Here is an 11,985-nt window from a genome sequence, read left to right on the forward strand (position 1 = left end):
TATGTCCAACGATATCGAATTTGCCGACGACGATCAGGCGTTCATCAACTCCCAGCAGTTCCAGGACATCAAGAGCTGGACGCATGACCACCTGCTGAGCCGCATCGAGGAACTCGGTGCGGAGTTCGGACGTTGGTCGAGGGCGTCTATCCAGCAATTCGTCGAGCTCGAAGTCGACAGTTTCGTGCGCCTGCGCCGCGTGCCGATCAACGACCACGAGATGCAGCTCATCTCCGACGCGCTGACCAAGGAACTCGCAGGTTTCGGTCCATTGGAAGACCTGCTCAACGATCCCGCCGTCGAAGACATCCTGATCAACGGCTACCAGAATGTCTACGTGTCGCGGCACGGGATTCTCGAGCGCGAAACGCTGCGCTTCTCGGACTCCGAGCATGTGATGCGGATCGTGCGCCGCATCCTGGCGCCGCTTGGGCGCAGGCTCGACGAATCGAACCCCATGGTCGACGCGCGCCTCCCCGACGGAGGGCGCATCAACGTCATCATCGAGCCCCTGGCCATCGATGGCCTGTCGGTGTCGATCCGCAAGTTTCGAAAGGAGCCACTCACGCCGGCCGAGATGGTGAAGCTCGGCACCTTCGACGCTGGCATGGCCCAGTTGCTCGAAATTGCAGTGCGCGCCCGTTGCAACGTGTTGGTGAGCGGCGGCACCAGCTCCGGCAAGACTTCGCTCCTGAACGCGCTTGCGAGCTTCATTCCTTCGCGCGAGCGTGTGATCACCATCGAAGACACGGCCGAACTTTCGCTCAGCACCAGCCACGTGGTGCGACTCGAAAGCCGACCCGGCGGCTTCGACGGTACAGGTGTGGTGTCGATCCGCGACTTGCTGCGCAACAGCCTGCGCATGCGGCCCGACCGGATCATCGTCGGCGAAGTGCGCGGTGCCGAAGTCATCGAGATGCTGCAGGCAATGAACACCGGGCATGAGGGCTCCATGGGCACCATCCACGCCAGCTCGCCACGCGAATGCCTGTATCGCCTGGAAATGCTCGCTGGTTTCGCCGGTTACCAGGGCAGCGAAGTTAGTTTGCGCCGCCAGATCGCCAACGCCATCGACTTCATCGTTCAGATCGGCCGACTCTCCAACGGACAGCGACGCATCATCTCGCTCAGCGAAGTCACCGGTGTCAACGACAACGTGGTGGCGATGCAAGAGCTTTACCGCTACGAGCCGATCGTTTCGCCGGATGGCGAAGAGCGTGATCGGTGGATCTCTCTGGGTATTGCGCCACATTCGCCAAAGATCACCCGCTTCCGCCAGTCCATGGCGCGTGCGCAGAACGGAGAAAGCCGTGCGTGAAGCACTGCTCATCGTGACCTGCATCGCGCTGCTGTTGGCGGCCGGTGGCCTGTTGCTCTGGCAATGGGCGAGAAATCGGCAGTCCCACCAGGCGACCGGACGTCACCTTGAGCAGCAGATTCTGGCGAGCAGTGCCGATGCGGCGCCGATTCCGGCGAACGTGCCAATCCCTTTGCATGTTGCGCCGTCGGAAGGCTTCGTTCCCGGTGTCACCTCGGACCCATGGCTCCATACCGAGACTGCCGCTGACGCGGTTCCTCGGAAGAGTTTGATGGAGACCGTCCTACCCGAGTGGCTGCTTGGCGTCATTCCACACAAGATCGCCACGCTGGCTGTGATGGGCATTTTCGTTCTGTGCATGCTGGCGGGACTCTTTGGGGGAGCGATCGCGGCCGCGGGAGTGCTGTTTCTGCTCATTCTGGCTTCGGTGTTCGCGGTATGGCTGCGACTCCAGAAAGTTCGCCGTCAACTGATCAGCCAACTGCCGGCCTACATTGACGCCATGGTGCGCCTGATCACCATCGGGAACTCCACGCAGGCGGCATTCCAACTCGCGATTGCGACGACACAGGCCCCGCTGCGCGGTCACATGGAGCGCTCCGCCGCCTTGGTCCGCGCCGGTGTGGATCTCGATCGCGCGCTGCACCAGACGGCGAGCAATGTGCGCGTGGAAGAAATGTTCCTACTGGCCTCCATCCTCGGGCTGGGCGTGCGTTACGGTGGCCGTTCCGACCTTCTGCTCGAGCGGGTCGCCAACTTCATGCGAGACCGCGAACAGGCTGAGCACGAACTGGTCGCGATGTCCGCAGAAACGCGACTCTCCGCCTGGATACTGGGTCTTCTTCCACTGGGTGTGGGCACATTTCTAGTTCTGGTCAACCCTGATTATTTCTTGAGCATGTGGAACGATGAGACCGGACGCTTGCTGATCTTCTCTTCGGCCGGGCTGCAGCTGTTGGGCGCCTTCTTCCTGTATCGACTGGCGAAACTGGCATGACCTTCACATCCAATCAGTTGGCGACCATAAGCCTTGCGCTGCTTGCGTTGGGCCTGATGATCGCAGCCGGCGCACTGATCGCGGCGGAGTTGCGTCGCGCTCGCAGTGGCCAGGTGATTGGCCGTGCTCTTCGACGGGATACGACAGCCCAGATCGATCTCCAGACGCCCTTCGATGCCGAGTCCAGTAAGTCTCTACGCGCCGACATCGAACTCCCGTTTCATTGGCTCGACTCACGGATCGGTCGAGCCCTCGTGGCCGACGAAGACCGGCGCCTCATCGATCAATGCGGATTTGCGTCCAAGCAGACGCAATTAGTCTTCCTTGTCACCCGTCTATTGCTCGCGCTTTTCTTGCCGATGATTGGATACATCATCTGGAAAAGCCATCTGACCGAACGCACAGTTCTCCCGATTCTGGCGGCGGCTTTCGTGCTCGGATTCATGGCTCCTAAATGGGTGCTTGGCCGCATCGCCTCCGGCAGGCGTGAGCGCATCGGGCGCGAACTCCCACTCTTCGTCGATCTGCTGAAGCTCCTCCAGGGCGTGGGCTTGAGCCTCGATCAAAGCCTGCAGATCATGGCCGACGATTTCTCGCACGTGCTACATGTACTCGGCTATGAATTGACGATTGCCAATCGTCAATACAGCCAAGGGCGAACGCGCGAGCATTCGCTTCATCGTCTCGCAACCCTCCACGGAAACGAAGACCTGCGCGGCCTGGTCTCTTTGCTCGTACAGGTCGATCGCCATGGGGGCGCCGTGCAAGAGCCCCTCCGAATCTTCGGTGAGCGGCTGCGTGAACGGCGTCGATCGGAAATGAAGGAGCGCATCGGAAAGATCACCGTGAAGATGACCGGCGTCATGGTGAGCACGCTGCTGCCCGCGCTCGTCATCGTGACCGCGGGGCCAGGCTTCATCGCCATCTTCCGCTCATTGGGGACAGTAGCCAAATGAACATTCATCCATTCACAAAAAGGACGCGGCGCACAAATGGCCTCGTCGCGGCACGCGCAGCGATCTGCCTTACCGCATTTGCGATCCTCGGCTGTTCCACTCCCAAAGATCAATATGCTGCAAGTGCCGATGCCCAGCAGCGTATGGCTGCCGACGCCGCGGCCGACAACAAGGCGGGTACCTCTGTCGATACGAAGGAGACCTACCTGAAGCTCGTCGAGCAAATGCAACGGGAGAGCCTGTGGTTCGCATCGCTGGCACACATCGACGCGCTTGAGCAGCGTTGGGGAGTCTCGCCCGAATCCACACGCCTGCGAGCCGATGCCTTGAGGCAAACAGGGCAGGCGGCGCAAAGTGAAACGGCCTACAAGCGACTGATGGGCACACCACTCGAAGGTGCCGGCTATCGGGGACTGGGCCTGCTGGCTGGCGCGCGTGGCAACTACGTCGAGGCCGTACAGCTTCTGAAACAAGCCCAGCGCCATGCACCAACGGACGCCCTGCTGCTAAGCGACCTGGGCTATGCCCAGTTGCGCGCAGGCTCGACCGACGAAGCCAGGCTTCCACTGATGCAGGCGCTGCAGTTGCGCCCTGACAGTGCGCAGGCTCAGGCCAATCTCGCTCTGTATCTCGAACTCACCAATCAGCAAGGGCAGGCAGCGGCCATGATGGATGCAAATCGCATATCTCCCGCGGCGCGTTCAGCGATAAGAGAAGCCGCGCAGCAACTCCGCGACGGCGGAGCCGCGACTTCTCCAACGTACTCCTCTTCCGGGATGTCAGCCCGTGATGAAACCTCCCCCCCACTCGTGCTCAAGGCTTCTCGCGGGTCCAACCTGATTGGTGTGCGCACCGCCATCCAGTCGAGTCCAGCAGCAAAAGCTGCCTCGACATCCTTGTATCCGATCTCGACTCCACGAGGTACACCATGAACGAAAAACTCAAGATCATTTTCCGCACCTCGTCCGCGTGCGTGTGGGTCGTCGCCCTCCTTGCTTCCTCCTCAATCGTGCTGGCGCAAAGCAAGGCGCCGGTTGAGCCTTCTGCAATCACTCCACCTGAAAGCGTGCAGGCACCGGCCGACGCCATGGAAATTCAAGAAGAGGTGGATTACGTGCCGCTACAGGTAGGCGATGCCACCCAAGGCTTGCTAGCTTGGCAACGCAATGGCGACATTGCGTCTCGAACACCCCGCCCCATCATGGGAAGCGTCGCACAGCGCAGCTATGAGCGCTACTTGAAGAGTTTCGAGTTTCCAATTCCAGAGCGCTTGAGTTCGACGGTCAAATCGTCCCCAGGTAGTAGCGGCGCCAAGTAGGCAACGACAACACCTGACCCATCGCCCCAAATGAAGACCATCCGCACCCTCTCACCACCGCGCTGTCAGCGCGGCGTGTATGCGATTGAGTTCGCGATGGTGTTCATGACCTTCTTCAGCATTCTTTATGCAGTCATCTGCTACGGGATGCTGTTCGCGTTTCGGCTCGGATTGCAAAACGCGGCCGAAGATGGCGCAAGGGCGGCACTTCAATATCAGAGCAGTCTGGAGGGCCGAAGAAAGCGTGCATCAGATGTCGCAACCGCTCAAAGTGATTGGATGCCGCAAGTGATTAAACCCACCGTGCTGGCAAAAATCTGTCGTGTTGAGGGAACCAACCAATGCGCCCCAATCAACTGCGGACCGTCATGGAGTCAACGATGCCAAGTCGAAGTTCTCGTACAAGCCAGCAACCTTGGATCGCTACTGCCTCCCTTGCCGAGTTTCGCCGTCCCGACTCAGATCTCCGGCAAAGCCAGCATGCTGCTTGAGTTGAGGTGAGAACCATGTCCGTCACAAGCATCCGACTGCGTACCAGCCCCCCCGCTCTCAGGCTCCAGCGCGGCATTGCCGCCATCGAGTTCGCCTTCGTTTTCATATTCCTCTTTCTTGTGATGTACGGGCTGGTGACCTTTGGCGCGATCTTCTATACGCAGCAAGCCGTCTCGCGCGCCGCAGAAGACGGGGCGCGCGCAGCGGTGCTGCTACCTCAGCCACCGGATCAGGAGAGTGTGCGCCAGGTCGTTCTCGATTCGCTCGCGCGCTCACTTGTCGTTCCCATCTCCGCCAATACGGACACGGCCAGCAGAAAGAATTGGCTCTCCGCCAATGTCACGGTCGCCCCTTGCTCGGCAGCGCCGGGCGCTACGAGTTGCGTAGTGACTGTCACCTACCTCTACAAGAACAATCGCATCCTACCTTCTGTGTCGTTGTTGGATTCCAGTTGGGTACCGGACAACTTACGCAGCAGCGCCACCGCGGCGCTCAAAGCCTCATGAAACGATTCTCGGCATGAACGCATCCACTATGCGCAAAGCTTTTCAACCGAGCGATCGCCGACGCGCCCGCGGTTCCGTCCTCATCAACACGGCCATAGCGCTAAGCCTCATCGTGATCACACTCGTTGGCACGGAGTTGGGCTACCTCTTCTACATGAAGCGCGAGTTTCAGAAGACTGCGGATCTGGCCGCATTGGCTGGTGCGCAGAAGCTTATGCCTTCGGCAGGGGCTGACGCATGCGTCGCCGCGCAAGGAGCTGCTGTTGCCAATGCAGGTCAAAACATGTCGGGCATCGTGCTTCGGCAACCAGAATGCGGTCATTGGGCTTCCTCGAATACAACGCCAGCTAATGCAGGTTGCTTTTCCAATGTGGACGACCACTTTCTTCCCGATGCGCCAACGAAGAACGCTATTCGTGTGCGAATAGATCAAGCTCCACCGACGTTGCTCCCCTTCTTTCAGGGCAATCGCACCATCTGCGTCCAGGCGGTTGCTTCGCTTAACGAACCGCTCGGTGCAATATCGATCGGAAGTGGGGTCGCGCGGCTGAATGGAGGGTTGCTAAATCAAGTGCTAGGCATGCTGTTAGGCACGACCGTCAACCTGAGCGTTGGCGACTATACGGGTTTACTCAATACCAAACTCAACCTGCTTGGGATCGCGGATGCCTTGAACCTCAATGTGGGCACATATGAGCAGTTGGCGAGCGCCAATGTCACCTTAGCCGCTTTGCTCAGCGCCGCAATCGACGTACTACCTCAAAACAACGACAGTGCCACGGCTGGGCTCGCCGCCGGGGTGTTGAATGGCCTTCTGAATCTGAGTGGCGGGCTCGATCTAAACGCCGTACGAATTAATCTTCTGAGTACCGCCGAGCGAGCTGGTCTTCTCAGCGTCGATCTCAACACCGCAGATCCACGCACCGCCTTGAACGGAAACGTCAATGCATTGAATCTTCTGCTGGTCGCATTGCAGATCGCGGACAGTCAATCAGTTGTTTCGGCGGGGGTTGCGATCCCCCTCCAACCGCTCGCAAATGTACAACTCCAAGCGAAAGTCATCGAGCCACCTAGCATTGCGGTCGGGCCGCCGGGCTACTATCCGGACGGTACGGCAAAAACTCGGGCGCACACCGGCCAGATTCGGATACTCCTGGACACCCAGATGCTGACTCCGATTGCCGGAAGCGACCTATTAAACATCCCGCTTGTTGTTAGAGTTTCATTGCCATCGGGCCAGCTTATCAGGCTGCCTATCTATGCAGAAGTTGCGTCAGGAGACGCCGAACTCGATTCGATTCAATGCAATGCACCTGATGGCAAATACGACGTCAAGATCGCAGCGACCCCCGGCCTTGCCCATATTTTCTTGGGAAAAGTTCCAACAGCGTTCACTAACAGAACGAGCGCGTGGAAAGACCTGCCAAAGGAGCAGTTCGATCTACTAAATATTCAGGTAACCCTTCTTAGCATCCTCGGAGGCGGAATACCGATTAACGTCAAGCTACTGGCGAAAATGGATCTATCTATCCCGGGGAACGAAGTCACTACGAGACAGATGCTGAACTATCGATTCGATCCCACAATCCCCGTGTCGCAGCAGGATCTGACGCGCACCGTTGGTACGGAGCAAAACCTTGGCGCAGCAATCGTAAGCGCCATCGGCTCGGGAATGCTCAAGATAGAACTCGCTACGTCTGTCCCCATTTTGGATACTGTCGCCAACGGCCTGATTACCGTCATTGCCGGCGTATTGGGAGTTCTTAACGTCGTACTAGTACCGGTTCTCACACAGCTCGACAGTGCATTGCTCGCCCCCCTTCTCAAGGCGCTTGGTATTCAAATCGGGTACGCAGATGTACAGCTACTCTCTGCCAGCTGTGACGGCAATGCACGCTTGGTTTATTGAGTTTGCGTACCAACTTGCGCCAAGCAACTGTGAAATTTGAGAACAGCGCCTCGATGAGCTCCTCCAACTTCGACGAACTCGACCTCTTTGTCTGGGAAGGCAAAGCCGACATCCTCGACCGCATCGCGCGGTGTATGGCGAGCTTCGACGTGGAGGTTGTCAGGGCCGACGGCATGCCGCCTCCGCCGCAGGACCGCGGCACGGCGCTGCGCCCGTCGGTGGCGATCATCAGCGTCACGGTCATCGACAGCGGCGGGCTGGCGCATGCGACCGAGCTGCTGCAGGGCATGCCGGTGATCTGGGTCGCCGCAGGGTCGCGCGAGCGCGACTCGCGCACCTATCCACCCGAGTACCTGCACGTGCTGCCCTACGACTTCACCTGCGCCGAGCTGCGCACGATGGTCGCGAAGCTGGTGCGGCAGCTGCGCGCGCGCGACGTGGCGCCGCAGGCGCCCGACGTGCTTGTTGCACATTCGGAAGCGATGAAGGCGCTGCTGGCCGAGGTGGGCGCCTTTGCCGACTGCAACCACAGCGTGCTGGTGCGCGGCGAAACGGGCGTGGGCAAGGAGCGCATCGCGCAGCAGCTGCACCTCGGGCACCAGCACTACAGCAAGGGCGCGTTCGTGGCGGTGAACTGCGGCGCGATTCCCGACGGGCTTTTCGAGTCGCTGTTCTTCGGCCACACCAAGGGCTCGTTCACAGGCGCGGTGCACGCGCACCGCGGCTACTTCGAGCAGGCCACGGGCGGCACGCTGTTTCTCGACGAGATCGGCGACCTGCCGCGCTACCAGCAGGTGAAGCTGCTGCGCGTGCTGGAAGACAGCGCGGTCACGCGTCTGGGCGCAACGGCGCCGGTGCGGGTCGACTTCCGCCTAGTGGCGGCCACCAATCGCAACCTGCGCGAGATGGTGGCGAGCGGCGATTTTCGCGCCGACCTGTTCTACCGGCTCGCGGTGATCGAGCTGCATGTGCCCAGCCTCGAGGAGCGCGGCGAGGTCGACAAGATCGCGATCTTCAAGGCGCTGCTGGGCAACGTGCTCGGCGACGAACTCGAAGCGCTCGGCGAAACGCCGCACTGGCTCAGCGATGCGGTGGCGGAGACCTACTTTCCAGGCAACGTGCGGCAGCTGCGCAACCTCGCGGAGCGCGTGGGCGTGATCGCGCGGCAGCTGCACGGCTGGGACCAGAACCTGATCCAGCGCGCGATTGCGCTCACGCGCGGCACGCCGGCACCGGCGACTCCGAGCGAGCGCAACGGCATGGGCAACGGCAACGGCTCGCTCGATGGCAGCGGCGACCGCAAGGGCTGGAACAGCAGCGAGCGCAACCGCATCATCGCGGCGCTGGAGATCAACGACTGGAAGCGCCAGGACACCGCGCAGCACCTGGGCATCAGCCGCAAGGTGCTGTGGGAGAAGATGCGCAAGTACCAGATTCTCGACGGCGAGCCAGGCATCCCCGAAACTGAATAGGCTCGCCCCCAGGCTTCGCGCACTTCGTGTTGCTTCTCCTTCCCCCTACCGGGGGCAACACCTGAGGCCCGGCAAAGCCGGTTCCTCGGTGTTTCACGAAGGGGCTTCGCTTGCCTCGTGGATTAGTTGGTGCCGAGCCTTGTGGCCTTGCGCAGCGGCGGGTTCGCTCCTGCCGCGCCCACAGTGCGTTCGGCAACGGGCTCGCTCGCACACGCCGTGTTGCTCGAGATGCACAGCGCACCCAGCAGCCCGTCTTCGGTCAGCACCTGCCGCCTCGGCGCGCCGAAGAGGCGGTCGATCCAGCCGTTGGGGCCGGCCGGGTCGATGCGCAGTTCGCCGGTGGTGCGTGCCAGGCGCAGCTCGGAGATGCGCAGGTCGAACACGCCGTCGATGTAGTCGAACAGCAGGGTGTAGTAGTCGAGCTGGGCGTCGAGCACCTTGGGCAGGGTCTCGCGGCCGAACTCCATGAGGCGGCGGCGGCCGCGGAAGGCCTGGCCTGCCGTGCTCACGGCTTCCATCAGCTGGCGCTCGCGCTCGCGGCCCGACACGGTGCGCGCCCACGATGCCGATGTGAGCTCGAACAGGTTGAGCTTCACGCTTTCGAGCTTGGCTTCCTGGTTGGCGACTTCGGCCAGCGCCGACTTCAGGCGCAGCTGCCGATCGAAGCCGTTGCCGAAGTTCCAGTTGAGTTCGAAGGCGGCGCGCGTCGGGTCTTGGGGCGACACGCCGCGCGGGTCCTTGCTCTTCACGAGCACGGCGTCGAGCGAGGGGTAGAGGCTCGCGTCCTGCTGGTCGGCCAGCGCCTTGGCGCGGTCGATGCGGCCCTGCGCCTCGGCGATCTCGGTGCTGCGCGACTCGGCGCGGCGCAGCGCCTCTTCCTGCGAGGAGATGCGCCACTGCGCCGGCGCCGCAAGCACGGGCAGCGACTCGGCATTGGGCGAGAACTTGAAGTAGTTGCGGAACTTGGCAAGGGCCTCGTCGCGCTGCGCCTCGAAGTCGGACTCGCGTGCAGCCACCAGCGCGCGCCGCGAGGCCGCCATGTTGAGGTCGTTGTCGCCGCTCACGCCCAATGCCACGCGGCGCGCTTCGGCCTTGGAGATTTCGGCCACCACCTCGGTGGCCTTGTGCGCGATCTGCTTCTTCAGGTCGAAGCGCTGCACCTGCAGGTAGGCGGTGAGCGCATCCAGCACCACCTTCTGCGAGGTGGTGACGACGGCCTCGTCGTCTGCCTGGTTGGCCGCTTCGGCGGCGCGCTGCGCCGCGCTCATGGCGCCGCCGTCGAGAAGGCTCACGCGCGCCTCGGCGGTGAGCACGGTGTAGCTCTGCGTCTTGGCGTTGGCCGCGCCGCTGTTGTAGTTGCCGGACGAGGTGCCGAACTTGAAGCGCGGGTAGCGCGCCTGCTTGGCCGCGTCCACGCCGTAGCTGCTGGTGTTGGCCGCGGCCTGCGCGGTCTGCACCTCGGGGTAGTCCTGCGACAGCGCGATCAGGGCCTGCTTCACCTGCTGGGTGTAGCTCGCGGCGCCGAGCGAGGGCGGGGACAGCCGGCGCGCGAGCATCAGCCTGGCACCCGCCTCCTGCTGCTCCTGCGCGAAGGCGACGGGCGGCAGGACGAAGCTCGCGCACAACGCTGCACAGACAACGCCGGCGCCCATGCGGCGTCGGTCGGCCGGTTGGCGGTACTTCATGGTTCGCGGAAGGCTTCGCGCCGCAGCTTGAGCACAGGTCGCAGGATGTACCAGATGAACGGATCGGTGCCCACACGCAAGTCCACTTCGGACTCCATGCCGGACGTGATGCGGTTCTCGTCGCGGCCCACATGGGACTGCGACATGCTGATGAGCAGCCGGTAGTACGGCGCGCCGCTGGCGATGGCGGGGTCGCGGTCGGCGTCGGCCGCCACCAGCTTGACCTTGCCGTCGACGGCACCGTAGCGCAGGTAGTCGTAGGCGGTGATCTTCACGCGCGCCGGCTGGCCCACTTCGATGAAGCCGCGGTCGTTGGGGTTGAGCCGCGCCTCGACCATGATCTCGTCCTCGTCGGGCACCACCTCGAGGATGGATTCGCCGGGCTTCACGACCCAGCCCGGGCTGGAGTTGCGCAGCCCCTTGACGATGCCGTCCGACGGCGCCTTCACCACGGTGCGCGAGCGCTGGGTGCGCGCGCGCGCCAGGTCTTCGCTCAGGCTCGCGAACTGTCGCTCCACCGTGGCCAGTTCGTCCGACGCGCGCCGGCGAAAGCGCCCTTCGGCCTCGGCCATCTTGGCCTGCGCCTCGGTGATGGACGCGTTGGCGGAGATCACGCCCTGGCGCGACACGGCAAGTTCGCTGCGCACGCCTTCGGCCTGCCGGCGCTTCTCCAGCACCTCGACCTGGCCGACCAGCTTCTCGCTGAACAGCTGCTCGGAGATTTCGAGTTCCTTCTGCATCAGCGCCAGCCGGTCGCTCAGGCCCTTGACCTTGGCCTGCTGCTCCAGCTGCTTGCTGCGCGCCTGCTCCAGGCCCGACACGGCGCCGGCCATGACGCCGCGCTGTTCGAGCGCGCGCGCCTGGTAGGCGCCGGTCTCGCCTTCGAACACGCTTTCGTCGATGTCGGCGGCGAAGGATTCACGCTTGAGCGGCTGGCCGCGGCTCTCGGCCATGAGCCGCACGCGCGTGGCCTGCGTGGCCGCGTAGCGGGCCGAGAGCTCCTCGAAGTTGAGGCCGCTGCCGCCAAGATCGATCTCCACCAGCGACTGGCCCTGCTTGACCTTCTCGCCTTCCTTCACCAGCACGTTGCTGACGATGCCGCCTTCCAGATGCTGGATCGACTTGACGCGGTCCGAGGGGATCACGCGACCGGGTGCGACGACCACCGTTTCCATCGGAAAACCGAGGCCGACCAGCGCCAGCACGCCGATTGCGCCGCCGATGATCCATTGGCGCCGCCGCCCCTGCGGCGAGGCCTGGGCCGCACGCTTGTCGTTCTCGTCCTGAAGAATCTGCGGCAAATCTGATTTCAAGTCGCCTCCCCGATCACTC

At 62.4% G+C, this 11,985-nt stretch carries 11 protein-coding genes; 9 read left to right on the top strand and 2 right to left on the bottom strand.

The annotated features are described in order from the left end of the window. The first annotated feature begins 1 nt into the window (after position 1). The 9 genes from ACEOAB_RS25215 to ACEOAB_RS25255 are packed head-to-tail and all read left to right on the top strand — an operon-like array spanning position 2 to position 8,968. On the top strand, positions 2 to 1,318 hold the full coding sequence (locus tag ACEOAB_RS25215; protein ID WP_413749221.1) for a TadA family conjugal transfer-associated ATPase: 1,317 nt from the start codon (positions 2 to 4) through the stop codon (positions 1,316 to 1,318). Then, the gene (locus tag ACEOAB_RS25220) at positions 1,311 to 2,315 is read left to right on the top strand and encodes a type II secretion system F family protein (RefSeq protein ID WP_413749222.1); all 1,005 of its coding nucleotides are present in this window, start codon (positions 1,311 to 1,313) and stop codon (positions 2,313 to 2,315) included. The genes ACEOAB_RS25215 and ACEOAB_RS25220 overlap by 8 nt, the downstream gene beginning before the upstream one ends. Then, positions 2,312 to 3,271, top strand: a complete 960-nt coding sequence (locus ACEOAB_RS25225; protein WP_413749223.1) for a type II secretion system F family protein — start codon at positions 2,312 to 2,314, stop codon at positions 3,269 to 3,271. Before ACEOAB_RS25220 ends, ACEOAB_RS25225 begins: the two co-directional genes overlap by 4 nt. Next, positions 3,268 to 4,203, top strand: a complete 936-nt coding sequence (locus ACEOAB_RS25230; RefSeq protein WP_413749224.1) for a tetratricopeptide repeat protein — start codon at positions 3,268 to 3,270, stop codon at positions 4,201 to 4,203. The genes ACEOAB_RS25225 and ACEOAB_RS25230 overlap by 4 nt, the downstream gene beginning before the upstream one ends. Next, positions 4,200 to 4,589 (top strand): DUF3613 domain-containing protein, encoded by a 390-nt coding sequence (locus tag ACEOAB_RS25235; protein ID WP_413749225.1) that lies wholly within the window; start codon positions 4,200 to 4,202, stop codon positions 4,587 to 4,589. Before ACEOAB_RS25230 ends, ACEOAB_RS25235 begins: the two co-directional genes overlap by 4 nt. Before the next feature lie 30 nt (positions 4,590 to 4,619). Continuing rightward, positions 4,620 to 5,090, top strand: a complete 471-nt coding sequence (locus ACEOAB_RS25240; protein ID WP_413749226.1) for a TadE/TadG family type IV pilus assembly protein — start codon at positions 4,620 to 4,622, stop codon at positions 5,088 to 5,090. Between the two features lie 5 nt (positions 5,091 to 5,095). Next, positions 5,096 to 5,587, top strand: coding sequence for a TadE/TadG family type IV pilus assembly protein (locus ACEOAB_RS25245; RefSeq protein ID WP_413749227.1), 492 nt, complete (start codon positions 5,096 to 5,098; stop codon positions 5,585 to 5,587). Between the two features lie 13 nt (positions 5,588 to 5,600). Beyond that, positions 5,601 to 7,496: a TadG family pilus assembly protein gene (locus tag ACEOAB_RS25250; protein ID WP_413749228.1), complete on the top strand. Its 1,896-nt coding sequence runs from the start codon at positions 5,601 to 5,603 to the stop codon at positions 7,494 to 7,496. A gap of 53 nt (positions 7,497 to 7,549) precedes the next feature. Further along, positions 7,550 to 8,968 (top strand): sigma 54-interacting transcriptional regulator, encoded by a 1,419-nt coding sequence (locus tag ACEOAB_RS25255; protein ID WP_413749229.1) that lies wholly within the window; start codon positions 7,550 to 7,552, stop codon positions 8,966 to 8,968. Between the two features lie 122 nt (positions 8,969 to 9,090). Here ACEOAB_RS25255 and ACEOAB_RS25260 read toward each other — a convergent pair whose 3' ends face one another. Then, positions 9,091 to 10,653 (bottom strand): TolC family protein, encoded by a 1,563-nt coding sequence (locus tag ACEOAB_RS25260; RefSeq protein ID WP_413749230.1) that lies wholly within the window; start codon positions 10,651 to 10,653, stop codon positions 9,091 to 9,093. Beyond that, a complete protein-coding gene (locus ACEOAB_RS25265) occupies positions 10,650 to 11,966 on the bottom strand; it encodes an HlyD family type I secretion periplasmic adaptor subunit (RefSeq protein ID WP_413749231.1) in 1,317 nt (438 codons plus the stop codon). Before ACEOAB_RS25265 ends, ACEOAB_RS25260 begins: the two co-directional genes overlap by 4 nt. Positions 11,967 to 11,985 lie beyond the last annotated feature (19 nt).

It is taken from the genome of Variovorax sp. Varisp53 (assembly GCF_059491555.1).

Bases quoted from the DNA above. Each gene is read 5' to 3' on its own strand.
- ACEOAB_RS25240 (WP_413749226.1), top strand. From the start codon at position 4,620: ATGAAGACCATCCGCACCCTCTCACCACCGCGCTGTCAGCGCGGCGTG.
- ACEOAB_RS25225 (WP_413749223.1), top strand. From the start codon at position 2,312: ATGACCTTCACATCCAATCAGTTGGCGACCATAAGCCTTGCGCTGCTT.
- ACEOAB_RS25215 (WP_413749221.1), top strand. From the start codon at position 2: ATGTCCAACGATATCGAATTTGCCGACGACGATCAGGCGTTCATCAAC.
- ACEOAB_RS25230 (WP_413749224.1), top strand. From the start codon at position 3,268: ATGAACATTCATCCATTCACAAAAAGGACGCGGCGCACAAATGGCCTC.
- ACEOAB_RS25245 (WP_413749227.1), top strand. From the start codon at position 5,096: ATGTCCGTCACAAGCATCCGACTGCGTACCAGCCCCCCCGCTCTCAGG.
- ACEOAB_RS25235 (WP_413749225.1), top strand. From the start codon at position 4,200: ATGAACGAAAAACTCAAGATCATTTTCCGCACCTCGTCCGCGTGCGTG.
- ACEOAB_RS25250 (WP_413749228.1), top strand. From the start codon at position 5,601: ATGAACGCATCCACTATGCGCAAAGCTTTTCAACCGAGCGATCGCCGA.
- ACEOAB_RS25255 (WP_413749229.1), top strand. From the start codon at position 7,550: ATGAGCTCCTCCAACTTCGACGAACTCGACCTCTTTGTCTGGGAAGGC.
- ACEOAB_RS25260 (WP_413749230.1), bottom strand. From the start codon at position 10,653: ATGAAGTACCGCCAACCGGCCGACCGACGCCGCATGGGCGCCGGCGTT.